Raw genomic sequence first — 23,857 nt, forward strand, 5'->3', positions numbered from 1 at the left:
CAATTCATTTCATCATCAAAAACAGTCACTTACCATGATGTGCTTTTATTCGTGAAACGTAGTTGCAACAACAATAAAGCTTGTCATAAACACTCACTGGAAATGTTGTTTATGCTCTGTTTAGATGGCACATAAACATACCGGTCATTATTTCATCCTGATAATTTTTCTTCGCAACAGGAGAAACTAAACCGCCGTTAAACAAACGTGAGAGAATAGGGCATGGAGACCCTGAATGAGCTTAATGGTATATTGCGGTATATCTCACAACTTATATACTGAGCGCTCGATGAGATAAATGAGGAAGAGAAGATGCGTAGTTTAATGACGAAAGGAATGTGCCTGGCATTAGTATTGTCCGCAGCAGGCACAGTGCAGGCGGCTCAGAAAGCACCCGATGATAACATCTTTACAGGGATCAAAATATTCGCTGAAAAAGAGTCTCAGGGGAGTCAATGGGACAGTTCGACAGGCGAAGCACAGTACATGGTGAGCTATAAAGTTACGCTTGATAACTTTTCTAAAAAAAGTATTGAGCCGGGCAAAGAGAATAAAATGTGTTTCTTCCTGTTTGATAACAAAGGAAAATCATTTATGAGTACCGGTATTCAACTGGAGATGTTGAAGAAATACAAGCCCCTGGATAACAGAACAGGAATGGTTTATTTCGCCAGTTCAAACCCTGACGTACTGAATATGCCATTTGTCCGTTTCGGCATTGGAAAAGATTGTATCTCAGAGTAGCCGTCCTGGCACCTGCAGTTACTGCAGGTGTCCTCTGGCACCCTTATTTACACTGATCCACTATAGAAAGGATAGACTTCTGTAATTGAGGATCGTGAGGTGCATAATAGAACTCAACTGAAGTCTGCTTCCCGTTGAATTGACTTACTTCAACCCAGGCGACATCGATTGAATCCTTATCCTGAAGATTATATCGCTCGCTACCGTCAGGCAGGGTGTCATCAAACTCCAGCGATAAACGCTCTCTGTAGGATGCGTAAATGAGGCAATCTGCAACCTGACTTTTGGGATGATTGATATAGTACGACGCCACTTCCGGGTGTGTACCAATTTTACCCAAATCCACGCAGCCGCTTAGCCACAGAAAGGGAAATAGCAGAAGGAGTTTTTTCATGAAGCGGTGCCTTAATGCACATGATAAATTGCTTGAGGCCAGTTTAGCACCGTGCGTTAAAACGCACAATCGCTACACAACTGACCGTTTCCGACCAACGAGTATCCAGCGCAGATAGTCATAAAGCCAGTTAAACAGCAGCGTATAGGGCAGGAAAAACAGTACAAGGCCAATCTCAACAAAAAATGCCTCGGTCATCGTTAAATCCAGCATTAACATTGCCACAGGGATCAAGGCGATGATAAGGCCTGTTTCAAAACCAACCGCGTGGATGGCGCGAACAAGGAACGTACGTTGAAACTGATGTTTTTTCTGAAGGGAGTCAAAGAGTTGGTTAAACATAAAATTCCAGGCCGTTGCGGTTAATGCAGAGATTACGGACAGCGAGCCTGACTGGAGGACAGAAACGTTCATCAGCCATGCGAGGGAAAGCGCGATGATAACGTTGGCCGTCACTTCGAAAATGACGGCATGGAAAATCCTTTCTCGAAAACTTTTATCTAATTCAATTTCCATAAGTTTACGGCAGCGGTGTGCAAAGTCGGAAGTATATCAAACGTCCTTAAACTCTGTATCAACGTGCAGCCTGGGTTTTGTTAATCGACGTGATGGTCTGCGAGGATTTCACGTATGCAAAGATGCGATCAGGAGATATCAGTGACCAGAGCAATGATGACCGCAAAGGTCCACATTTGGCCTGAGTCTCCTTTGGTGCGCATAATGTATATTATGTTAAATGCGATATTGAAGCCACATATCTATACCTGCCTAAAACCAACAAGTCATTAATTTCTACCCTCCTGTTGCAACCCGGTAAAAATCCCGCCATACCCTGGCGGGATTCAGGCTCATTATCCCAGTCGCGATATCCTTGATCTCGCCTCGTCAAGATGTGCCCGTAATGCCGTCACGCATGGTGCAAAGCTGGCAGAGAAACGTTCGCAACCGCTGACCAAAGCAAAAAAGCGTTCAGCCAGTTCCAGAGCTTCATGCCAGATCTCTCCCTCTATCGCATCAAGTAGCGATGCCGGACGAAGCGTATTCACAATCTCACCACCTGCCTTAGGCGCAAATCCCATGGGCAGAATGTCATAAGCTGGCGCAAGATGATATGGACGACCATGCGCACTGATGAAGGACAGATTACCGTGGTGCATGTCCGTATTACCGATCAGCATGCCAAACGCCCAGAGCCGTGCCGTTCCGGTTACTGCATCAGGATGAACGCAGCCCTGCTTTACCAGCTCATTAACCAGAACAGGCCAGGCCTCTCTCGCACGGCCAACAAACTCCGCCTCAAGAGCCCGCAAAGAAAAAAGCCCTTTACGCCCAAGCAGTCCTGTGCGATCGAACCGCGGGATTTCAAGAAAACGCCGTCCACCGAAATCAAATACCTCGGTTTCGACACCAAGGACGTTTAAAGCAAGATGTTCGGCGAGTAACAAATCTCGCCAGCGCTCGCTGATGGGATTTTCGTCCGCGGCTGTAAATTTGACTATGACGTGGCCACGTTCTGTATAGGTGCAAAATTTTGGTTGTTCGCCGCCAGCAGACGAACCCGGTACATCTCCGGAACTCACGGCCAGAGCTAACGACGGGTATGCCGAAGCCCTGTCCACTGCAACAGGCAACGGCATCTCCACGAAATGGTTTCGTGCCTGTTCTCCTATTAACAGATTTCCAACCGCATCGTGCCCATGCGCCAGCAAGGCCCTGATAACATCAGAGTCACTCCAGCTCTCTGGATTTGCCGGCAGGCCAAGTTCGGATGAAAATCGGGATGCATACGCGCGACCAAGATATCCCTGAGGCCGCATATCAAACAACCACCACGGTAGCCCGTCGCTATGGAGACAGACATCGTCCGTTTGTTCCATCACAAATCCATCTGGATAAACCGGAATGAGCCGTCCCAGCGAATAGGTAATTGAATAGCTAATTTATCAGCTAATGTTTACCCTGTCATCTTCAGGAAATGCTGTCATTTTTCTCTGCCTGCGCAACCAAATTAACTTATACGCCGCAGGAATAATAAACAGCGACAGCAGCGGTGCCGTAATCATTCCACCAATCATGGGTGCCGCTATCCGGCTCATGACTTCCGACCCTGCCCCCGTCCCCCAGAGTATCGGCAACAGGCCAGCAATAATCACCGCCACGGTCATCGCCTTTGGCCGCACGCGCAGTACGGCACCATGATAAAGCGCGTCATCAAGCCCCTCTACGGTGAACGTTTCCCGATGGGACAACGCCGGATGCGCTTCAATGGCATGACGCAAATACATCAGCATCACCACCCCAAACTCAGCCGCTACGCCGGCCAGCGCGATAAAACCGGTTCCGGTCGCAACCGACATATGGAAGCCCTGCCAGTACAGAAACCAGATGCCACCAACCAGGGCGAACGGCAGACTCATCAGGATCAACAACGCCTCATCAACGCGCCGGAAGGCCAGATAAAGCAGTATGAAAATGATCATCACCGTCATCGGAACCATCAGCTTCAGCTTCTTGTTGGCGTGCTCGAGCAGTTCAAACTGCCCTGAGAATGACACGCTGGTCCCCGGTCTCAGCTTAACGTTCTGGCTGATGGCCGTCTTTATGTCGTTCACCACCGATACCATATCCCTGCCCCGAGCATCGATGTAAATCCAGCTGGCAGGCCGTGCATTCTCCGTTTTCAGCATGGTCGGGCCAGAAACGACCTTAATATCAGCCACATCACCCAGCGTGATCTGCTGCTTCATCGGTGTCAGAATCGGCATCTCTTTCAGCGTCTGCGGGCTGTTCCGGTAGTCCTGCGGGTAGCGAATATTGATCGGGTACCGGGCCACGCCTTCTACCGTTTCCCCCACCGTCGCGCCACCGATGGCCGATGAAACGAACAGCTGCACGTCACCCACCGTCATCCCGTAGCGGGAGGCCTTTTCCCGGTTGATATCGATATCAATGTAACGCCCGCCCTCCAGACGTTCAGCCAGGGCTGACACCACGCCCGGCACGGTTTTGGCTACCGCCTCGATGCTTTGCGCCGTCGCGTCAATATCAGACAAAACGGTACCGGACACCTTAATGCCTATCGGGCTTTTGATCCCGGTTGAGAGCATATCAATGCGGTTTCGAATAGGCGGCACCCACAGATTTGCCAGGCCGGGCAAACGAACGGTTTTGTCCAGCTCGTCGACTATCTTGTCCATCGTCATGCCGGGCCGCCACTGATCCTCAGGTTTGAGCTGAATGGTGGTCTCAACCATTTCGAGTGGCGCGGAATCCGTTGCCGTTTCCGCCTTACCGGTCTTACCAAAAACAGAGGCCACTTCAGGCACGGTTTTGATGAGTTTGTCCGTGGTCTGCAATAGCGCAGCGGCTTCTGCCGGCGACACGCCGGGCAACGTCGACGGCATATACAGCAGGTCACCCTCATTGATCTTCGGCAGAAACTCGCCGCCCACCTGGCTTAAAGGCCAGATCACCGTAAGGATCGATAAGGCAGCAACGAACAGCGTTGTTTTTGGCCAGTGGAGAACCCTGATTAGCAGCGGATGATAAGCTTTAATCAGCAGTCGGTTCAGCGGGTTACTGGTCTCGGCGGGAATTTTTCCCCGGATCCAGAATCCCATCAGAATAGGGATAACAATGATGGCAAGCGCAGCCGCACCCGCCATGGAGTACGTTTTGGTAAAGGCCAGCGGGCCAAACAGCCGCCCTTCCTGTCCCTCAAGAGTAAAGATGGGTATAAACGATAAGGTAATGATTAACAGGCTGATAAACAGCGCGGGCCCCACTTCCACCGAGGCGTTAGTGATCACCTTCCAGCGAGTAACGTCATCAATCTCCTCTCCAGGATGCTGGTGATCCCACTCCTCAAGCCGTTTATGCGCGTTTTCAATCATCACGATGGCAGCATCCACCATCGCCCCGACGGCAATGGCGATCCCGCCAAGCGACATAATGTTGGCGTTCAGCCCCTGGAAATGCATGACGATAAAGGCAATACACAGGCCCAGCGGCAGAGAGACAATTGCCACCAGCGCGGAGCGGACGTGCCAGAGAAAGAGTGCGCAGACGATGGCCACCACAATAAACTCTTCGAGGAGTTTGTAGCTCAGGTTATCGATGGACCGATCAATTAACTGGCTGCGATCGTAAGTGGTCACGATCTCAACGCCCTCCGGCAGGCTGGCCTTCAGCGTTTCGAGCTTGTCTTTCACCGCAGTGATGACGTCGCGCGCGTTTTTGCCCGAACGCAGGATCACCACGCCACCAGCAACCTCCCCCTGGCCGTTCAGCTCGGCAATGCCGCGCCGCATTTCCGGCCCCGTCTGGATGCGGGCAACGTCACGGAGATAAACCGGGATCCCGTTTGCTCCGGTTTTGAGGACGATGTTATTGAAATCATTGATGGTCTGCAGATAACCGCTGGCGCGGACCATATACTCCGCTTCCGCCATTTCAACTGACGATCCCCCTGCTTCCTGGTTCGACGTTTCAAGTGCCTGCTTAACCTCCGGCAGACTGATACCGAACTGGGTCAGCTTTAGCGGATCAACCTGAATCTGATATTGCTTAACCACGCCGCCCACCGACGCGACCTCGGCCACGTTCGGGATGGTTTTCAGCTCAAATTTCAGGAACCAGTCCTGCAATGAACGTAACCCGGCGAGATCGTGTTTTCCGCTGCGATCGACCAGCGCATACTCAAATATCCAGCCCACGCCCGTGGCGTCAGGACCGATTTCAGAGCTCACGCCGGCAGGCAGTTTACCCTGAACCTGATTCAGATACTCCAGCACGCGAGAGCGGGCCCAGTACAGATCGGTGCCATCCTCAAATATGACGTACACATACGAATCACCAAACTGCGAAAAGCCGCGCACGGTCTTCGCTCCAGGAACCGACAGCATGGTGGTCGTGAGCGGATACGTGACCTGGTTTTCCACAATCTGCGGGGCCTGGCCGGGATAGCGGGTTTTGATAATCACCTGCACGTCAGAGAGATCGGGCAAGGCATCAACCGGCGTGTTGATGATGGTCCATGTTCCCCAGACGCTGAGAAAAAGCGCCCCCATCATCACCAGGAAACGGTTGGCGACCGACCGTCGGATAATCCATTCAATCATCATCGTCTCCTTAATGACCCGAATGCATGTCGTCAGCGGTTTCAGCCTGTCGCATGCGATCCAGCGCGCCGGTAATATTGGCCTCTGAGTCAATCAGGAACAGGCCGTTGACCACCACCGAATCCCCCTCTTCCAGCCCGCTACCAATACCGGACAGCTGCTGAGATTCATGCAAAACGTGAATCGGTTTCGGCACAAAATTCCCGTCTGCATCAACGGTAATCACGCGTTGTTCTTTGCCGGTATCAATCACGGCCTGTGACGGGATGAGCAGCATCTCCTGACTTTGCGTATTCAGTTTCAGGTACGCATTCATGCCCGGTTTAAGAAGCTCGTCCCTATTAGAGACCTGCAGACGCACCTGCAGCGTACGGGTGGTTTGATCCACGCTCGGCAGAAGACTCCATTTCTCCACCGGGAAAGATTTATCCGGCCAGGCCGGTATCGAAACAGCAAACTGCGAGGTATCTTTCAGCAGATAAGCGACAGACTCAGGCACCGCCGCGCTGATCCAGACCGGATCTATGCCCTGAATTTGCGCCACCACCTTATCTTTCGAAATATTCATGCCGGTACGCAGATCGAATGCCGTGATTACCCCGTCGATGGGAGCCTTAACGGTAAACCGGGTCTGGATGGCGCGGGTCGCGCGCAGTCTCTGAATATCGTCGTCCGGCATACCGGCCAGCCGAAGCCGTTCAAGCACCCCTTTGATCTGCGTGGGCGTGCCGCCGGTGCCGGATAACAGTAAAAATTCACTCTGCGCTTCAACCCAGTCCGGGATAGTAATATCAATGAGCGGCGTGCCTTTCTTCACGCGATCGCCGATGGTCAATGGGTATACTTTCTCAACGAAGCCTTCTGCACGGGCCTGCACGATAACAAACTGATAGTCGTTATAACTGACGTTAGCCGGGATCGTCTGGGCATAATTCAGCGTACCGCGCGTCACCTTTTGCGTTTTTAAACCCAGGTTCTGAACCTGGGTCGGGTCAATACGTATCCCGGCACTGCTTTTATTCTCGTTTTCATCCGCATATTTCGGCACCAGGTCCATATCCATAAACGGGGATTTACCTGGCTTATCGAATTTAACGTCTGGCTTCATCGGGTCATACCAGAAAAGCACCTTTCTTTCTGTCGCGCTATTTCCCGTTTTTTCAGATGGATGAAAAGCCTGCCATGCCGCCACGGATATCAGTCCTCCTGCAATAAGACTGCTGAGTATGATGGCAGCATATTTTATTTTTAATGAGGCCATGCCGTCTCTCGCCTATTTAATGCTCTTGAGTAAAGAGATATTTCCCTGCTGAACAAATGTAAAATCAACATGGCTGCCAGGCTTTAACGCGTTAATACTCTCGTCAGCCTTGATGAACGTGAAACGCATGGTCATCGCAGGCCAGCCGACTGCCAGGATAGCATCATGAGAAATGGTGATTTTTTTATTCGTAAGATCAATCTCCTTTACGACGCCCTTGCCGTGGATGATTTGCTCCGGGGCTGCGTCACTGGCGGCACGCATCCCCTCGTGCTGATGAACCTCAGCCTGGAGGCTGGCAGAAAACATCACGGCGATCGCGCCGAACACAACGGCTTTAAGTTGATGAGACATGTTTATTTTCCTGTTTAATGAATTTAAGTTATTCGACCCAACCCCCACCCAGCGCAGTGAAGAGATTAATTTCATTCACCTGACGGGCATAAATAAGGTCGAGAGTAGTTTGCTGCGTGGAGAAAAGAGAACGTTCCGCGTCGAGCACCTCGATATAGCTGACTGCACCGCCGGAATATAATCCTCTGGCACGCTGTACAGTAATGTGTAGTGAAGCAAGATAACGCTGCTGCGCGTCAATTTGCTGGTTAATACTCTCCCGCAGCGCAAGCGCGTCCGCTACCTGTTTGAAGGCGGACTGAATTTTTTGTTCGTAATTAACCACCGACTGCTGCTGGCGAATTTCCGCTAATTTCAGGTTGGCGTTATTCCTGCCCGCATTAAAGATGGGAAGTTCAATTTTAGGGATAAAATTCCACACCCCGCTTCCCGTGGTGAAAAGGCTTGATAACGCCGTACTGCCTGTTGAAAGCCCGCTGGTCAGTGAAATGGACGGGAAAAAGGCCGCGCGCGCTGCGCCAATATTCGCATCTGCCGCTTTTAGCTGGTACTCCGCCTCCATAATATCCGGGCGCTGTAGCAGGATTTCTGATGAAAGATGAGGCGGCAGTTTTACTGGCGTAATATCCCCGGCATTCATTCCACTATCATCCGGCAATGCGCGATAGGATCCCAGGACCAGATGCAGAGCATTACTGGCCTGCGCCAGCTCCCCCTCTCTTTTGGCGATCTCTGCCTGGGTACTTTCAATCTGGCCTCGGGCCTGTTCCAGCGCCAGAACGTTCGTACTGCCTGTTACCAGCTGGCGCTCAACGAAAGCATAAGACTGCCGATAATTTTTCAGGGTATCCCGCGCAATCCGTAGCTGTTTATACGCCAGCTGCTGATTGAAATAGCTTTGCGACACGTTTGCGATGAGCAAAATATGCACCGCGCGACGCGCTTCTTCGCTGGCGAAATAGTTTTGTCGGTTGGCCTCGCTCATGTTTCTGAGCTTGCCGAAAAAGTCGAGATCGTAGCTAAGCGCCAGGCCCGCGTCATACTGCTGTGAGGTGGATTTGTCACTTTTCAGCCCGCCGCTGTAGGTAATACCCGAAGAGGCATTCAGTTGAGGATAGCGTTCCGCATCCGTCACGTTGTACTGCGCCCGGGCTTCTTCGACCTTCAGGGCGGCCATTCTGACATCGCGATTGCTCTTCAGGGCTTCTGCAATCAGCCCGGCAACCTGAGGATCGGCGAAAAAGTGACGCCAGCCAGTGTCCTGATAGCCTGAAGCCGCGGGCGTGAGGCCGTTGTGGGAAAGCGAAAACTGTTGGGGTACCGGTGATGCGGGCCGCTGGTACTCGGGGGCCAGCGAGACGCAGCCTGCGAGGATAAATACCGTACTGATGCTTAGTCGCTTTAACAGGAACATAACGCTTCTCGTCCAGAGTTTGACGAGGGTTACTCTACGGAACGCATCCTGTTTGACGGGTGACAGGATAATGACAATGTTGTCATCTTTAACGTATGTCATTGTTAATGATCGCGGGCGCAATAGAATGTCCTCAGCAGCCAGCCTGGGGAACAACATGAAATTACTGATCGTTGAAGACGAGATTAAAACCGGTGAGTACCTGAGCAAGGGGCTGACTGAAGCGGGGTTTGTGGTGGATCGCGCTGATAACGGCCTGACCGGCTACCATCTCGCCATGACCGCCGAATACGATCTGCTGATTCTGGATATCATGCTGCCCGATGTGAACGGCTGGGATATTGTCCGCATGCTTCGTTCGGCCGGTAAAGGGATGCCGATACTGTTACTCACGGCGCTCGGCACCATTGAACACCGGGTAAAAGGGCTTGAGCTGGGGGCGGACGATTATCTGATTAAGCCGTTTGCCTTTGCGGAGCTACTCGCCAGAGTCAGGACGCTGTTAAGACGCGGAAATACGGTGATCGCAGAAAGCCAGCTTCAGGCGGCTGACCTGACGGTTGACCTCGTGTCGCGAAAGGTGAGCCGGGCGGGCAATCGCATCCTGCTCACCAGCAAAGAGTTCAGCCTGCTGGAGTTTTTCCTGCGCCACCAGGGAGAGGTGCTGCCCCGCTCGCTGATCGCCTCCCAGGTCTGGGACATGAACTTTGACAGCGACACGAATGCGATAGATGTGGCGGTGAAGCGGCTGCGCGCAAAAATCGATAACGATTATGAACCGAAACTGATCCAGACGGTGCGCGGCGTGGGCTATATGCTGGAGGCGCCGGATGCGCACTAAGCTCTTCAGGCGCCCTTTCTCGCTTGCCCTGCGGCTGACCTTTTTTATCAGTCTCTCCACCATCCTGGCCTTTTTCGCCTTTACCTGGTTTATGCTGCAATCTGTTGAAAAGCATTTCGCCGAGCAGGATATCAGCGACCTGCAACAGATCAGCACCGCGATGCACCGCATCCTGCAGTCTCCGGCCGATCCCGATCGGAAGAAAATCAGTAAAATTAACGAGTCGATTGCCAGCTACCGCAACGTTGCCGTCCTGCTTCTCGATCCGCAGGGAAATACCCTTTTCAGCTCGGCGCAAGGGGCGGCATTACGCCCCGCAATGAATACGACGGATTTCAACGCACACCGTCGCGCGCAGGACGTGTTTCTCTGGACGGTTGAAGACTCTGCTGACCCCATGCATACCGGGTCCGGCATGCAAATGGAAACGTACCGGATTATCGCCTCTTCGGGAACGGCGACGTTGCAGGGTAAAACGCAGGGCTACGTGATGCTGATTGGGCTCTCCATTAATTTTCATTTGCACTACCTCGATGCGCTGAAAAAGAACCTGTTTGCCATTGCCGCAGCGATTAGCCTGCTGATTATTTTTGTCATTCGCGTCGCGGTACGCCAGGGACATTTGCCCCTGCGTAACGTCAGCACCGCCATTAAAAATATCACCTCGGAGAATCTGGACGCGCGGCTGGAGCCCTCGCGCGTGCCCGTTGAGCTGGAACAGCTTGTCATCTCCTTCAATCATATGATCGAAAAGATTGAGGATGTCTTTACCCGACAGGCCAATTTCTCTGCCGATATCGCCCATGAGATCAGAACCCCCATTACCAACCTGGTGACGCAAACCGAAATCGCGCTGAGCCAGAACCGCTCTCAAAAAGAGCTTGAAGATGTTCTGTACTCCAGCCTTGAGGAGTACAACCGGATGACCCGGATGGTCAGCGACATGCTTTTCCTGGCGCAGGCGGACAATAATCAGTTGATCCCGGACCGGGTGATGTTTGATTTGCGTGCCGAAGTCATGAAAGTGTTCGATTTCTTCGAAGCCTGGGCCGAAGAACGCAACATCACGCTGAAATGTAACGGGCTGCCGTGCCTGACAGAAGGCGATCCCCAGATGTTCAGAAGAGCGATTAACAATCTGTTATCCAATGCCCTGCGCTATACGCCGGAGAGGAAAACGGTGACCGTCTCGCTCAGTGAACAAGAAAACGATGTTGAACTGGTGGTGGAGAACCCCGGCACGGCCATCCCGGAAGCCCATCTGCCGAGGCTGTTTGATCGTTTTTACCGGGTGGATCCATCAAGACAGCGCAAAGGTGAAGGCAGCGGGATTGGCCTTGCCATCGTCAAGTCCATCGTGACCGCGCACCATGGAAAAATCCGTGTGGAGTCTGACGCGGTATCGACGCGATTCATTCTCAGCGTACCGAAAAAACGTGTTTGAGCGCTCAGTGCACGGCTCGACACACTTCCAGCACTTTCTCCCTGAGCCATCGGTGGCCTGGGTCCCTTTCCATGCGCGGATGCCACATTTGTGACACTGTAATGCTTCTGGCCTTAAAGGGCAGTTCAAAAATATGCACGTGTTCAGACATCGGCTGATTGAGCAAATAGAGCGCCGGGACCAGCGCAATCAGATCGGACGTCAGCGCCACCGATAGCGCCGTCGGAAAGCCGGGCACCACGCTGGCGACTTTGCGTTTCATCCCGCGCTCCGCCAAAGCATCATCGACAAACCCGTGCAAGGATCCGTCTGGCGAGGCCACCACGTGTCCCCATGAAACATAATCGTCAAGGCTGACTGACGACCGCGAGGCCAGCGGATGGCCCTGCCGTACGGCGCCAACAAAGCGATCCTGAAAAAGTCTTTGCAGACGTATTTCAGGTCCCATATTGCTCTGAACGCCAATTTCCAGGTCAACCAGTCCCTCGCGTAAATAGCGTGAGGTTTTCTCGGGCTTCGGCGAGAAACGGATGCAGACACCGGGCGCCGCCTTCGCCACAGCGGCAATGAGCATGGGCCCAAACGCCACCACGAAACCATCGTTAGCTCTGATGGTGAAGAGGCGCTCCATACGCTCAACATTCAGCGTTTCCCTGGAAGGCAGCAGCACTGCCCTCGCCTCATGGACGGCGCTTCTGGCGCGATCCCGGGTGGCTTCGGCCCAGGGGGTCAGGACCATATGCCGACCGGCCCGCACAAGAATAGGATCGCCGGTCACCTCCCGCAGCCTGCTCAGGGTGCGGCTCATGGCGGAGGTGCTCAGGTTTAAGCGCCGCGCCGCACCCGCTACGCTGGCTTCAGCCAGCAGGACGTCGAGAGCAACAAGCAGATTAAAATCAGGACCCGACACAATGACTCCTTACATAAGGCGTTGTGTGCAACGATTAAGTGCAAACGCTGCATCTTCCGCCCTGTATATCCCATGATTATAGTTTCGTCATCACTATTCTTCTCTGGAGTCAAACGATGACACTCTTCTCGAACCAACCCGGTGATGACGGATTACCCGGCCATGAACGCGCGCGGGTAATGGTCGCACTGATGACCACCACGTTGATGGGCGTCTTTGACGGCACCATGATTAACGTTGCGCTGCCCTCGATGGCAAACGCAATGAAGGTCTCTGCGGATATCGCGGTATGGTTTGCCAACGGTTACCTGCTGTCGGCGGCGATGACGCTGGCCATCTTTGCGGCGCTGGCGGCGCGCGTGGGCTATCGTCCGGTGTTTCTTGCCGGGCTGGCCACCTTTACGATCACCTCGCTTGGCTGCGCGCTGGCAACAACACCAGATATGCTGATCGGAATGCGTATTTTGCAAGGCATAGGCGGCGCGGCCACGCTGAGTATCGCTCCGGGGATACTGCGCGCCGTTTTTCCCGGGCGACTGCTTGGCCGCGTTCTGGGGCTCCACGCCCTGCTGATTGCCGCCAGTACGGCGATAGCCCCCGTGCTGGGCGGCACGATCCTCGAGGCGCTGCGCTGGGAATGGCTGTTTGCCATTAACATTATTCCGGGAAGCGTTGCGCTGCGGCTGGCCTGGAAGGCATTACCACGTGGATCCGCTTCTCAAAAAACGCCCTTTGACACGGCTGGCGCAGTGCTCTCGGCAGTCCTGTTAGGTTCAACGATCGTAACCGCTAACCTTTCCCGGCACATCAGTCAGGAGACCGCTTGCTGGGCGATGCTTGCCATACTTAGCGCCATCGCCTTCATCTGGCATATTCGACGGACCCGAAGCCCTTTGCTGCCCCCCGTGATTTTCAGCAATGGCCGCTTCACGCTTGCCGCCCTGACCTCACTGGCCTCGTTTGTCAGCCAGGGCATCACGTTTGTCGCCCTGCCGTTCCTGTTTCAGAGCGTGTATGGCTATACGCCGCTCGAATCCGCGCTGCTTTTTACCCCGTGGCCGATTGGTATCGTGCTCATCGCGCCACACGCGGGGCGCTGGGCGGATACGATTTCCGCGCCGCTGATTTCAACCCTTGGGCTGATCGTTTTTGTCTGCGGCCTGGTTCTGCTGGCGACGTTGCCAGAAAACCCCTCGGCATGGAATATCTGCCTGCGCAGCCTGGTGTGTGGGATAGGTTTTGGATGTTTCCAGAGCCCTAATAACCGGGAGATGCTCGCTAACGTGGCGCGGGAATATGCCAGCTATGCATCGGGCGTGTTGTCTATCGTCAGGACGTTTGGGCAATGTCTCGGCGCCGCCGTTGTCGGTGTTCTGCTGGCCACGACGACGGGGTCGGACCAGAGCGTTCACGCAGCGCTGTGGATTGCGGTCATTGCCTCGGCGGGTTCGGTATTGTTCAGTCTGAGTCGGCTGCGCCCTGCGATTCGGGCATCAGCGTGAAACGTTGCAGCGCCTTGCGGCGCTGCACGTTCGTTTACTCCAGCGCCAGCAGCGCAAAGCTCGCCAGCCAGTGTCCGCCGCTGTAGTGGCTGCCCACCACGTGCTCGACGCTCGCCGTCAGGTGTTTCACCACGGCATCACCTAGCGCCTGCTGCGCCGGATGGTTTGCGGGAAGCGCGCGGGCAATATGCTTCATACACCACGCGCGGCTGAGGTTTAATCCGTCCAGATGAGCAATTTTGGGGTCGGTACGGTCGCTCACTTCCGCCGGGTTCATCAGCGCCGCAATGGAGCCAACATCCGGCAGAAACGCGTCAAACCAGGCCGGGAAGTCCTCAGTCACCTTGCTCATCAGCAGCGCTTCCGTCAGCGCGCCGGAAATATACTCATCGCCACCCGGCTCGTAGTGGGCCGGATAGCGTGTATCTGCGAGATAAAACCGCTCCGCCGCCGCCACAATCGCCTGCTCAAGCGCGCTATCTTCCACCGCTCGGGCGTAGTCCAGCCCCAGCGCGAGGGCAAACGCCGTGTTGTAGTGCGTCCCGACGCGGATCGGATAGGTGAGCTTGCTGAGGTAATCCACCAGCCGGTTGCGAATGTCCTGGGTTAACGGCTCAAGCGTCTGGTACCAGCCTTCGGCCTCTGGCAGCGACGACTGTTTCAGCTCCTGGGCCAGCGCCAGCAGCCAGCCGTAGCCATACGGGCGCTCAAACGAGGCGCGGAACGGCGCGGTGAAATAGGCCAGCTCTTTCGCCACGTTCTCGTCGGTCAGGTGCTCGTCGAAAAGCGCGACGATGTCATTCCGGCACGGCAGTGCCGGGTAGATACGCACGCAGCGCAGCAGCAGCCAGTAGCCATGCACCGCCGAATGCCAGTCAAAGCAGCCGTAGAAAATGGGGTGCAGCTCGCGAGGCGGCAGCACGTCGCCATCATCATTCAGCAGGTGCATGATGTGGTTCGGGTATTCCTGGCGCAAATAGGTTAAAGGCATGCGGGCAAACGCGTCAGCCTGATGTTGCGTCAATTCCATAACAGCTCCTTAGCGAAACACGAGGAAATACATGAGGAACACGTTCACCACCAGCAGGGTTAACGCGGTCGGGATCTGGATTTTGATCACCTGATATTTGTCCTTCAGCTCCAGCAGCGCAGCGGGAACAATATTGAAGTTCGCGGCCATCGGCGTCATCAGCGTGCCGCAGTAGCCCGCGTACATGCCAATCGCCAGCAGCGGCGCCGGATTGCCGTGATGCACGTTGATCAGGAACGGCAAGGCAATACCGGCACTCAATACCGGAAAAGCGGCAAAGGCATTACCCATGATCATGGTAAACAGCGCCATGCCCACGCAGTAAATCACCACCAGCATGAAGCGGCTATCCGGGTTCACGAACAGGCTCACCACCTTCTGTACCGAATCACCGGTATTGGCCGCCACGAACACGCCGCCGAGCATCGCCAGCATCTGCGGCAGGATAACCGCCCAGCCGATGGTGTCGACAAGGCGGCGGGACTGGCGAATAGCATGCAGCGGCGTGCCCTTCGTCAGCCACCAGCCGGTGAGGATCGCCGCGACGCAGGCCACGCACAGCGCCGCAAGGGTAAGCTGTTTCTGGTCGAGAAGATAAACGTCGCCAATTGACACGCCCTTCAGGAACAGCGTCCCGATAACCGTCACCACCGGGATCATCAGCGCGGGCAGGAACAGCCAGTTTTTAAGCCGGTTCGATGAGGCAACGCGCTCCTCGTCGGAGGCCATTTTATAGTGCCCTTTGCCGACAAGCCCGAACCCCGCCAGCAGCGCGATAGCGATGACGCCGCCGCCGATTATCCGGTACGCCAGGGATTTACCCAGCTCCTGCACCATCAGGTCGCCAAAAAGGAAGATCCCGCCGAATAAGAACCAGAACAGCGCGGTGGTAAAACGCTTCGGATTGGCGCGATCGCGCAGGGTCATCACAACCAGCAGCATGACAACAAAGCCGATCAGGTAGTACACGCGGTTAATGGTGATAAGCGTCATCATTGCGCGGCCCCCTGCGTACCCTGCTCTGCTCGCCAGGCCATGACGTCGCGACGGATGCTGGCATCCAGGCGCAGCAGGCGCGTCATATGAATAATCAATGCCGCAATGGCGGTGGGAATGGCCCACAGGCCGATGTGCAGCGGCTCGATCCCTTCGATCCCGTTTTCCTTCAGGAAGGCGTCAATCAGCAGCACCGCACCAAAGGCGATAAAGATATCTTCCCCAAAGAAGACCGCGATGTTGTCGCACGCGGCGGCATGGGCTTTGATTTTGTCGCGGATATGCTGCGGCAGCTCGCCGTATTCGTTCAGCGCCGCCCCTTCGGCCATCGGCGCCAGCAGCGGGCGTACCGTCTGGGCATGGCCGCCAAGGGACATCAGCCCCAGCGCGGCGGTGCCCTCACGCGCCACGAAGTAAAGCATCAGAATGCGCGCCGAGGTGGCGCTGGCGATTTTCGCCACCCAGGCCTGGGCGCGCTCTTTGAGACCGTAATATTCCAGCAGACCAATCACCGGCAGGATCAGGATGAAGGTCGCCAACGACCGGCTATTCACAAACTTCTCGCCGAAGGTCTCCAGCAGCATCCCGAAATCCATCCCGACCAGCAGACCCGTCGCCAGCCCCGCCACCACGACCACCAGCAGCGGGTTGAAGCGCAGTGCAAAACCAATAACCACGATCGGTATCCCGATCAGCGGCAGCAGCGTAGTACCGTCCATAAACGTTTACCCTATCGAAAGTGAGCGTTGCGCGCCGACGGCTATTTTTTTAATTTGCGGCGAGCGATGTTGTGTTTTTTTGTCAGGCGTCGAAAAACCTGCGCTAAAAAGCTATATCTGAACCTCAAAAACATGTAAACAATTTATCAATAAAATGTTCTTATTTTATAGACGAGTTTACATTTCTGGCTAAGGAACGTTATGACCTCGAAAAAGAGTGCTTCACCCGATCGCGACGATATCAACGATGGCCGGATCGTCTCTTCCCGCCATCTGGTGTCCGAGCGCTGCGCGGAACTGTCAGAGCTGGAGTACGCGCTGATCATGACCAGCAACGCGTTTAACAAATGGATGGTGCGCTGCATGACCGCAGCCGGAGAGCCGGATATGGGCGCTTTTGACGTCTCGCTTCTCCACCACGTAAACCACCGCGACCGCAAGAAAAAGCTGGCCGATATCTGTTTTGTTCTCAACGTGGAAGACACGCATGTAGTGACCTATGCCCTGAAAAAGCTGGTCAAAGCGGGCTACGTAACGAGCGAGAAGGCGGGGAAAGAGCTCTTTTTCTCTACCACGGACGAAGGGAAAGCGCTGTGCATGAAATACCGGGACGTGCGGGAAGCGTGTCTGATCGCGATCCACGCGGAGAGCGGCATTTCCGGGAAATCGATCGGCGAAACCGCGCAGCTGTTACGCGCGATCTCCTCCCTGTATGACACCGCCGCCCGCGCGGCGGCATCACTTTGAATTACGGACGTCTGAACAAGGTAATACTGCGTCCGGCCAGGTCGTACTCTACGGTTTCGGTGAACGCTGTCCCGACGACAGCGTCATCCGCCGTAGACAGTTCAAGCACCCATCCCCCTTCGCCAAACTGCGGGATCTGGAACGGAACCGTACCTTCGAACGGGTTGAACAGCATCAGCACGTCGTGCCAGATGCCGTCCTCCTGAACAAGGTCAGATCTGCTAATAGAAACCCCGAGCGTCGAGCCTTCATCCCACTGCTCCGCCTGTTGCGGCCCCCCTCCGGCATTGAACCAGCGGATCTCCAGCCCGTCGCGCCAGCTTTCACGACGCAATAACGGCTGCGATGCGCGTAGGGCAATGAGACGGCGGGTAAACTCGCGCAGCGCGGCGTCGTGTTCGGACAGCCCCTTCCAATCGATCCACGAGATCTCACTGTCCTGACAGTAGCGGTTGTTGTTGCCCTTCTGCGTGCGGCCAAACTCGTCCCCCGCCAGCAGCATCGGCGTGCCGTGGGAGAACAGCAGCGTGGTCAGGAAGTTACGCTTCTGCCGTTCGCGGGTCGCAATAATATCCGGGTTCTCCGTCGGCCCCTCTTCGCCGTAGTTGTACGAGCGATTATCGTTATGGCCGTCATTGTTATCCTCGCCGTTGTCGGCGTTGTGCTTCTCGTTATACGAGACCAGGTCATTCAGGGTAAAGCCGTCGTGGGCGGTGATAAAATTGACGCTGGCCCACGGACGGCGACCGCGCAGATCGTACAAATCGCCGGAGCCGAGCAGGCGCGCGGCAAAATCCGTTGAGACGTTATCGCCCTTCCAGTATTCGCGCACGGTGTCGCGGTATTTGTCATTCCACTCCCCCCAGCCCGGCGGGAAACCACCGACCTGATAGCCGCCGGGGCCGATATCCCAGGGTTCACCGATCAGCTTGAGTTTTGAGAGCACCGGATCCTGGGTGACGGCGTCAAAGAAACCGCCGCGCGGATCAAACCCTTCGGGCTCGCGGCCAAGGATGGTTCCTAAATCAAAGCGGAAACCGTCAATGTGCATGGATTCCGCCCAGTAGCGCAAGGAATCCATCACCATCTGCAGCACGCGCGGGTGCGAGGTATTGACCGTATTCCCCGTCCCGGTGTCGTTAATGTAATACCGGTGCTGGTCAGGCAGCGTGCGGTAGTAGCTGTAGTTATCAATGCCCTTGAATGAAAGCGTTGGCCCCAGCTCGTTACCTTCCGCCGTGTGGTTGTAGACCACGTCCAGAATCACCTCGATGCCCGCGTCATGATAGGCGCGCACCATGTCGCGAAAGCCCTGGATCCCCGCCGGGCCATAGTAGCGCGACGCCGGAGCAAAAAAGCCGAGCGTGTTATAGCCCCAGAAGTTCTTCAGGCCACGGTCGAGCAGATGCTGGTCGTCCGGGAACCAGTGAACGGGCAGCAGCTCCACCGAGGTAATGCCCAGACTCTTGATGTAGTCGACCGAGGCTTTGTGTCCCATCCCCTCGAACGTCCCGCGCAGCTCGGGCGGAATGGCCGGGTTCATCTGGGTAAAGCCCTTCACGTGGCTCTCATAGACGACGGTATGTGACCAGGGCACGTTTGGCCGGTTGTTGTCCTGCCAGTCGAAAGCGTTCGGGTCGATAACCTTGCATTTCGGCGTAAACGGCGCGCTGTCCCGCGTATCGAAGCTAAGATCCAGTTCGTCGTGCCCCAGCTCATAGCCGAAATGGGCGTCGTTCCAGTCGATATCGCCCACCAGTTCACGGGCATACGGATCGATAAGCAGCTTATGTGGGTTGAAGCGGTGACCGTTTTCCGGATCGTAGGGGCCGTAGACGCGATAGCCATAAAGCGCACCGGGTTTCAGATCGGGCACATAGCCGTGCCAGACTTCATGGGTATACTCCGGCAGCTCCAGCCGGGCGATTTCGGTTTTCCCGGACGGGTCAAACAGACAGAGCTCCACCCGCTCGGCGTGCGCGGAGAACAACGCGAAGTTGACCCCTTTCCCGTCATAATTCGCCCCTAACTGCTGGCCATGACCGGCCCGAATTTCAAACGTAGTATCCTTTGCCATTTTCGTTCTCCACGATTATTCGCAGGTAAGCAGAACTAATAAACATCCCGTTTCAGACGTTAAATCCAGCGTCTCTTGCAGAATGCGGCTTTCGCCGCTGAACAGATCCCGATAGCGCTTCCCGGCCAGTTCGTCGGGTAACGCGACCGTGGTATTGATCCACAGCTGATGAGTATCGGTGACGTCAAAAACCAGACGCGGCACGGCGACAATCAGCGCCTCATCGTCCTTAACGCGCGCATAGACAATCAGGTTCTCCTCGCGTTCGCCGCTGACCTTAAGCGGCAGCCAGTCGCCGTAGCGGAAAAGCGCGTCGTAGTGCGGCCGCAACCGCAGCAGCGTGGCGGTGACAAACTGTTTCACCCTGCCGTCTCGCCAGCATGCCGGGTCGTTGAACACAGCGGCATCCGCCGCGCTGAGGTTGTGCACCAGCGCGTTGAAGTCCGGCTCACGTCGGTTATCCGGGTCGACGAGGCTAAAGTTAAGCGCTTCGCTGCCCTGATAGATATCCGGCACGCCGGGAGCCGTCAGCTTAATTACCGTCTGGCTGAGGCTGTTCATCAACCCGGCACGGATAAAGGGCTGCATCGCCTCGCTGAAGTCCTGCAAAAAGAGTGTGTTATCCGGGGACAGCAGATGCCGCGCATAGCTCAACACCACGCTCTCATAGCTCTCGTTGCTGTCAATCCAGTCGGTGCGCTGTTTGGCCTCACGCAGCGCTTTCTCGAGGAAGCCGATAAAACGTTCTTCCAGCGAGCTAAGCCCTTCGGCGTCGTCAGGCGACAACGTGGCGGGCCAGACGCCCGCCAGCGCCTGATAGATCATCCAGGTATCGGCAGCGTTCGGCGCGGTACCATCATTGAGAAAACGCACCTGAGTCTGGTTCATCTGACGCCAGCGGGCGAGATTTTCTCCCCACCGTTCCGGGGCTTCAGTCAGGGTGTAAAGACGCGCCCGGGCGTCTTCCCCGCGCTTGGTATCATGCGTGGAGGTGCCCAGCAGCGCGTCGGGCTGACGGGCGAGTCGAATGCGCATCTCCTGGTGAAAGCGGGATAGTGAAAACGCGCGCGGCGTCGGGTCGGCCCCCACTTCATTAAGGGCCAGCTCCAGGTTGTGACGGAAGAAGAGCGTGTCCTCTACCGACTTCGCCATCAGCGGGCCGGTCAGCTGCTGGAAGCGGGTTCTGAAAAGCGCGGCGGACTCGCGGCAATCTTCCGGCAGATCGCCGGTAAGAATGCGTACAATCAGGCTCAGGGCCGCTTCAGACGTCTCCACGCTCGCGACCACGCGATTGAGCAGCGCCACATCAGGCGGGGTTAATCCCTCCCGGGTGCCGTAGGTGCGGTAGACCGGAAAGGCGATAAGCAGTTCGCGCAGCGCGTGGCGGATCTCCTCGCGCGGTAGCGCTACCTCATTGCGGCGGGCCAGATCGTCAGCAAGGTTTAGCAGCGTGGTGAACTCACCTTCAAAATTACGATCGGTCATCAGGCCTTTGGCATCGCGCAGTTCCGCGTGCCGATCGACAGTCATTCCCAGCGTCTCGTCGTGGATGGTCTCCAGCCGTGACAGGTTATTATCGTCAACCAGCACCTCTGCCAGCGAGGCGATAAACTCGTAGCCGGTGGTGCCGGATACCGGCCAGTCTGCGGGGAGCTGCTCTCCCTTCGCGAGAATTTTTTCAACCGTGATGTAGCAATCCGGTCCGGTTTTCTCCCGCAGGCGCTGCAGATAGCCCAGCGGATCGGCCAGGCCGTCAATATGGTCAATGCGCAGACCGTCCACCAGGCCCGCGTGAACCAGCTTAAGGATGAGGTGGTGCGAATCGTCGAAGACCGCCTCGTCTTCAACCCGAACGCCCACCAGACCGGTGATCTCAAAGAATCGCCGCCACGAGAGCTGTTTAGGCGCTTCCCGCCAGGACATCAGCCGCCAGCTTTGGGCCTCATGCAGTTCGGCAATGCTCTTCTCCTCGCTATATGTACCCGGATTAAGCGGATAAGCCGTATCGTAATAGACCAGAGAGGTTTTATTCGTGACAGGGTCACGTTTTAAGGTGATGGCCCCTTTCTCCAGCTCCGCCTCAAAGGTATCGCCGAGAAACGGCAGCGTAAGGGGGCGCGACGCGTCGATATCGAAATAGCGGAAATAGCGGCTCTGCTGACCGTGTTCAATCACATCCCGCCACCAGAGGTTTTCCAGCGAGGTCGACATATGGTTAGGAACGATATCCAGAATCAGCCCCATGCCGGCCTGCTTTAGCGCCGCGGCCATGCGGTCAAAGCCTTCTCGCCCGCCAATCGCGGGGTCAATTTCATTCGGGTTGGTCACGTCATAGCCGTGGGTGGAACCCGTTGTGGCGGTAAAAACGGGGGATGCATAGAGGTGGCTGATACCAAGATCTTTCAGATACGGCACCAGCGCCGCAACGCGGTCGAAGGTCATGCCGTTGCGGAACTGGATACGGTACGTGGCGGAAGGGATCATAACGATGCGTCTCCATCAGCAAAGCGAACGACAATTCCGTTCGGCGGTAAAACGTCAGTGACTTCCGGCCAGGCGAAGCGTATCTCACCCGCGTGATCGGGCAGCCCGACGGGCTTATTACCGATATTGAGCACCAGAGAGAGCGTCCCCGTCAGGAAGCGCCAGCTCACCGCCACTATGCCGGGCGCGGTCTTGATTACCTTTCCCTGAACGGTGTCGCCATGACGCAGAAGCGGAACGATATGGCGGTGACGTAGCGTCAGCAGATGCCGCGTGAAGCGCAGCCACGTTTTACCTTCGTCGGTGGCAATCTTATGCCAGTCGAGCTTTGAGCGAACAAAGGTGTTCACGTCATTCGGATCCGGGACGGTGTCATCGTGTCCGGCGTGGCCGGTAAACTCTTTTGCGCGCCCTTCCCGCACCGCCTTTGCAAGGTCGCCATGAAAATCGGTAAAGAACAGGAACGGATACGTTTCACCAAACTCCTCCCCCATAAACAGCAGCGGAATATGGGGGGAAAGCAGCAGCGCGGCTAGCAGCACCCGCGTCTTATCTGCCCCCGCGAGGGTAATAAGCCGCTCGCCCTGAGCGCGGTTCCCGGTCTGATCGTGGTTCTGGATAAAATCGACGAAGAACTGTGGCGGCTGCGTCTGACACTCCACCCCGCGCGATTCGCCGGTTTGCAGCGAAATCTCGCCCTGATAGACAAAGCCTTCTGCCAGCGCCCGGGCGAACTTTTTCTCCGGCTCAAACGCAAAATCCTGGTAATACGCGTGCGTTTCGCCGGTGGCAAACACGTGGGCAGCGTTGTGGAAATCATCATTCCACTCGGCGGTGAACAGCGGGGTGTTGCCCTGTTCATCGCGAGGGTGCAGGAAAATGACGTTGCGGCTGTCTTCCGTGGTCAGGTGAACGTGACGATGCGGGATCGCCTTGCGGATCTTCTCTGCAATCTCCTGAAGGATGTGCGTCTGCGAGCTGTCTTTAATCTGATCGATGGCATCAAATCGTAAGCCGTCCAGACGATATTCCGTGAGCCAGTACAACGGCGCGTCGGTGATGTACTGCCTCACCGGCTCGCGCTCGTAAGCGATGCCGTTGCCCCACGGCGTCATTCGATCCGCATCGAAAAACGCGGGCGACAGCAGCGGCAGATAGTTCCCCTCCGGGCCGAAGTGGTTGAGCACGATATCCAGCACCACGGAAAGCCCAAGCCCGTGCGCGGCGTCGATAAACGCGTGAAAATCCTCCGGCGTACCGTAGGCAGAGTGCGGGGCATACAGCAGCACGCCGTCGTAGCCCCAGCCGCGGGATCCGCCAAACTGGGAGACGGGCATGACCTCGAGCTGGGTTATGCCAAGCTCGGCAAGATACGGCAGCTTGTCGATGGCCGCCCGGAAGGTGCCTTCAGGGGTAAACGTGCCGATGTGCAGTTCGTAAATAACCGTCTCTTCCCAGGGCCGCCCTGACCATTCCCGGTTAACCGGTTGATAGCGCCGGGAATCGATAACAACGGAGGGTCCGTTAACGTCCCCCTTCTGGGCGCGCGAGGCGGGATCGGGCACCGTCATGCCGTCCTGCAAAACAAACTCATACTCTGTACCGTGCGCGACGCCGGTCACATCGGCCTGGAACCAGCCGCCGCCGACGGCATTCATCGGCACATCGGTGGCGGCAAGTCGTAGCGTAAGTTCTTTCTGTCCTTCTGCCCAGACGCGAAAACGCACCACGTCATCGGAAATAAACTCAGCACCCCACTGCTTTTGAAATGTCCTGAATTCCATTCATTGTCCTCGAATGACCCACATTTTACGCGGAAC

Annotated in this window: 19 protein-coding genes; 5 read left to right on the forward strand and 14 right to left on the reverse strand. The window is 55.7% G+C overall.

Annotation, left to right across the window (positions count from 1 at the left end; genetic code table 11):
* Nucleotides 1–312: 312 nt before the first annotated feature.
* Entirely contained in the window at nucleotides 313–744 is a 432-nt protein-coding gene (locus tag ACWKXT_RS04075) for a DUF4354 family protein (protein ID WP_454531727.1), read from the forward strand.
* Nucleotides 745–787: 43 nt separating this feature from the next.
* Here the strand turns inward: ACWKXT_RS04075 and ACWKXT_RS04080 are convergent, their stop codons facing one another.
* From ACWKXT_RS04080 to ACWKXT_RS04110, 7 genes are all read right to left on the reverse strand, one after another.
* Nucleotides 788–1,138: a hypothetical protein gene (locus ACWKXT_RS04080; RefSeq protein WP_454531728.1), complete on the reverse strand. Its 351-nt coding sequence runs from the start codon at nucleotides 1,136–1,138 to the stop codon at nucleotides 788–790.
* 72 nt (nucleotides 1,139–1,210) lie between these two features.
* Nucleotides 1,211–1,654 carry a PACE efflux transporter gene (locus ACWKXT_RS04085; protein WP_454526804.1) on the reverse strand — a complete coding sequence of 148 codons (444 nt, stop codon included), beginning with the start codon at nucleotides 1,652–1,654 and terminating at the stop codon, nucleotides 1,211–1,213.
* A gap of 335 nt (nucleotides 1,655–1,989) precedes the next feature.
* Nucleotides 1,990–3,078, reverse strand: a complete 1,089-nt coding sequence (gene yjjJ / locus ACWKXT_RS04090; protein ID WP_454531906.1) for a type II toxin-antitoxin system HipA family toxin YjjJ — start codon at nucleotides 3,076–3,078, stop codon at nucleotides 1,990–1,992.
* 3 nt (nucleotides 3,079–3,081) lie between these two features.
* The gene (silA, locus tag ACWKXT_RS04095) at nucleotides 3,082–6,258 is read right to left on the reverse strand and encodes a Cu(+)/Ag(+) efflux RND transporter permease subunit SilA (protein WP_454531729.1); all 3,177 of its coding nucleotides are present in this window, start codon (nucleotides 6,256–6,258) and stop codon (nucleotides 3,082–3,084) included.
* A 10-nt stretch (nucleotides 6,259–6,268) separates the two neighbouring features.
* On the reverse strand, nucleotides 6,269–7,519 hold the full coding sequence (locus tag ACWKXT_RS04100) for an efflux RND transporter periplasmic adaptor subunit (protein ID WP_454531730.1): 1,251 nt from the start codon (nucleotides 7,517–7,519) through the stop codon (nucleotides 6,269–6,271).
* 12 nt (nucleotides 7,520–7,531) lie between these two features.
* Nucleotides 7,532–7,873: a cation efflux system protein CusF gene (cusF, locus tag ACWKXT_RS04105; RefSeq protein ID WP_454531731.1), complete on the reverse strand. Its 342-nt coding sequence runs from the start codon at nucleotides 7,871–7,873 to the stop codon at nucleotides 7,532–7,534.
* 28 nt (nucleotides 7,874–7,901) lie between these two features.
* Nucleotides 7,902–9,287, reverse strand: a complete 1,386-nt coding sequence (locus tag ACWKXT_RS04110) for an efflux transporter outer membrane subunit (RefSeq protein ID WP_454531907.1) — start codon at nucleotides 9,285–9,287, stop codon at nucleotides 7,902–7,904.
* A gap of 157 nt (nucleotides 9,288–9,444) precedes the next feature.
* On the opposite strand from ACWKXT_RS04110, the gene ACWKXT_RS04115 reads away from it, so the two are divergent.
* Together ACWKXT_RS04115 and ACWKXT_RS04120 are read left to right on the forward strand one after the other, a co-directional pair.
* Entirely contained in the window at nucleotides 9,445–10,128 is a 684-nt protein-coding gene (locus ACWKXT_RS04115; protein WP_454526799.1) for a copper/silver response regulator transcription factor, read from the forward strand.
* Complete coding sequence (locus ACWKXT_RS04120) at nucleotides 10,118–11,572, forward strand: Cu(+)/Ag(+) sensor histidine kinase (protein ID WP_454531732.1); 1,455 nt, start codon at nucleotides 10,118–10,120, stop codon at nucleotides 11,570–11,572. The genes ACWKXT_RS04115 and ACWKXT_RS04120 overlap by 11 nt, the downstream gene beginning before the upstream one ends.
* A 4-nt stretch (nucleotides 11,573–11,576) precedes the next feature.
* Here ACWKXT_RS04120 and ACWKXT_RS04125 read toward each other — a convergent pair whose 3' ends face one another.
* A complete protein-coding gene (locus tag ACWKXT_RS04125) occupies nucleotides 11,577–12,482 on the reverse strand; it encodes a LysR family transcriptional regulator (protein WP_454531733.1) in 906 nt (301 codons plus the stop codon).
* 116 nt (nucleotides 12,483–12,598) lie between these two features.
* Here ACWKXT_RS04125 and ACWKXT_RS04130 point away from each other — a divergent pair, with 116 nt between their 5' ends.
* Entirely contained in the window at nucleotides 12,599–13,984 is a 1,386-nt protein-coding gene (locus ACWKXT_RS04130) for an MFS transporter (RefSeq protein WP_454531734.1), read from the forward strand.
* A gap of 34 nt (nucleotides 13,985–14,018) precedes the next feature.
* Here the strand turns inward: ACWKXT_RS04130 and ACWKXT_RS04135 are convergent, their stop codons facing one another.
* Genes ACWKXT_RS04135 through ACWKXT_RS04145 form a run of 3 tightly spaced genes read right to left on the reverse strand, consistent with a single transcriptional unit; the run spans nucleotide 14,019 to nucleotide 16,729 of the window.
* Nucleotides 14,019–15,014, reverse strand: a complete 996-nt coding sequence (locus ACWKXT_RS04135) for a DUF2891 domain-containing protein (RefSeq protein WP_454526795.1) — start codon at nucleotides 15,012–15,014, stop codon at nucleotides 14,019–14,021.
* Nucleotides 15,015–15,023: 9 nt separating this feature from the next.
* Entirely contained in the window at nucleotides 15,024–16,010 is a 987-nt protein-coding gene (locus ACWKXT_RS04140; protein WP_454526794.1) for a DUF979 domain-containing protein, read from the reverse strand.
* Nucleotides 16,007–16,729 carry a DUF969 domain-containing protein gene (locus ACWKXT_RS04145; RefSeq protein WP_028013182.1) on the reverse strand — a complete coding sequence of 241 codons (723 nt, stop codon included), beginning with the start codon at nucleotides 16,727–16,729 and terminating at the stop codon, nucleotides 16,007–16,009. Before ACWKXT_RS04145 ends, ACWKXT_RS04140 begins: the two co-directional genes overlap by 4 nt.
* A gap of 201 nt (nucleotides 16,730–16,930) precedes the next feature.
* Here ACWKXT_RS04145 and ACWKXT_RS04150 point away from each other — a divergent pair, with 201 nt between their 5' ends.
* Nucleotides 16,931–17,476 carry a winged helix DNA-binding protein gene (locus ACWKXT_RS04150; RefSeq protein ID WP_454531735.1) on the forward strand — a complete coding sequence of 182 codons (546 nt, stop codon included), beginning with the start codon at nucleotides 16,931–16,933 and terminating at the stop codon, nucleotides 17,474–17,476.
* 1 nt (nucleotide 17,477) lies between these two features.
* Here the strand turns inward: ACWKXT_RS04150 and glgX are convergent, their stop codons facing one another.
* The 3 genes from glgX to treZ are packed head-to-tail and all read right to left on the reverse strand — an operon-like array spanning nucleotide 17,478 to nucleotide 23,821.
* Complete coding sequence (gene glgX / locus ACWKXT_RS04155) at nucleotides 17,478–19,553, reverse strand: glycogen debranching protein GlgX (RefSeq protein WP_454531736.1); 2,076 nt, start codon at nucleotides 19,551–19,553, stop codon at nucleotides 17,478–17,480.
* Nucleotides 19,554–19,568: 15 nt separating this feature from the next.
* On the reverse strand, nucleotides 19,569–22,037 hold the full coding sequence (gene treY / locus ACWKXT_RS04160) for a malto-oligosyltrehalose synthase (RefSeq protein ID WP_454531737.1): 2,469 nt from the start codon (nucleotides 22,035–22,037) through the stop codon (nucleotides 19,569–19,571).
* Nucleotides 22,034–23,821, reverse strand: coding sequence for a malto-oligosyltrehalose trehalohydrolase (treZ, locus tag ACWKXT_RS04165; protein ID WP_454531738.1), 1,788 nt, complete (start codon nucleotides 23,819–23,821; stop codon nucleotides 22,034–22,036). Before treZ ends, treY begins: the two co-directional genes overlap by 4 nt.
* Nucleotides 23,822–23,857: the final 36 nt, after the last annotated feature.

It is taken from the genome of Enterobacter sp. UPMP701 (assembly GCF_053709515.1).

Excerpts from the sequence above, each read along its gene's own strand:
- ACWKXT_RS04080 (WP_454531728.1), bottom strand. The coding sequence starts at position 1,138 with ATGAAAAAACTCCTTCTGCTATTTCCCTTTCTGTGGCTAAGCGGCTGC.
- cusF (WP_454531731.1), bottom strand. The coding sequence starts at position 7,873 with ATGTCTCATCAACTTAAAGCCGTTGTGTTCGGCGCGATCGCCGTGATG.
- ACWKXT_RS04115 (WP_454526799.1), top strand. The coding sequence starts at position 9,445 with ATGAAATTACTGATCGTTGAAGACGAGATTAAAACCGGTGAGTACCTG.
- ACWKXT_RS04150 (WP_454531735.1), top strand. The coding sequence starts at position 16,931 with ATGACCTCGAAAAAGAGTGCTTCACCCGATCGCGACGATATCAACGAT.
- ACWKXT_RS04100 (WP_454531730.1), bottom strand. The coding sequence starts at position 7,519 with ATGGCCTCATTAAAAATAAAATATGCTGCCATCATACTCAGCAGTCTT.
- ACWKXT_RS04120 (WP_454531732.1), top strand. The coding sequence starts at position 10,118 with ATGCGCACTAAGCTCTTCAGGCGCCCTTTCTCGCTTGCCCTGCGGCTG.
- ACWKXT_RS04130 (WP_454531734.1), top strand. The coding sequence starts at position 12,599 with ATGACACTCTTCTCGAACCAACCCGGTGATGACGGATTACCCGGCCAT.
- treY (WP_454531737.1), bottom strand. The coding sequence starts at position 22,037 with ATGATCCCTTCCGCCACGTACCGTATCCAGTTCCGCAACGGCATGACC.
- ACWKXT_RS04110 (WP_454531907.1), bottom strand. The coding sequence starts at position 9,287 with ATGTTCCTGTTAAAGCGACTAAGCATCAGTACGGTATTTATCCTCGCA.
- ACWKXT_RS04145 (WP_028013182.1), bottom strand. The coding sequence starts at position 16,729 with ATGGACGGTACTACGCTGCTGCCGCTGATCGGGATACCGATCGTGGTT.
- silA (WP_454531729.1), bottom strand. The coding sequence starts at position 6,258 with ATGATTGAATGGATTATCCGACGGTCGGTCGCCAACCGTTTCCTGGTG.
- treZ (WP_454531738.1), bottom strand. The coding sequence starts at position 23,821 with ATGGAATTCAGGACATTTCAAAAGCAGTGGGGTGCTGAGTTTATTTCC.
- ACWKXT_RS04075 (WP_454531727.1), top strand. The coding sequence starts at position 313 with ATGCGTAGTTTAATGACGAAAGGAATGTGCCTGGCATTAGTATTGTCC.
- ACWKXT_RS04140 (WP_454526794.1), bottom strand. The coding sequence starts at position 16,010 with ATGATGACGCTTATCACCATTAACCGCGTGTACTACCTGATCGGCTTT.
- glgX (WP_454531736.1), bottom strand. The coding sequence starts at position 19,553 with ATGGCAAAGGATACTACGTTTGAAATTCGGGCCGGTCATGGCCAGCAG.
- ACWKXT_RS04135 (WP_454526795.1), bottom strand. The coding sequence starts at position 15,014 with ATGGAATTGACGCAACATCAGGCTGACGCGTTTGCCCGCATGCCTTTA.
- ACWKXT_RS04085 (WP_454526804.1), bottom strand. The coding sequence starts at position 1,654 with ATGGAAATTGAATTAGATAAAAGTTTTCGAGAAAGGATTTTCCATGCC.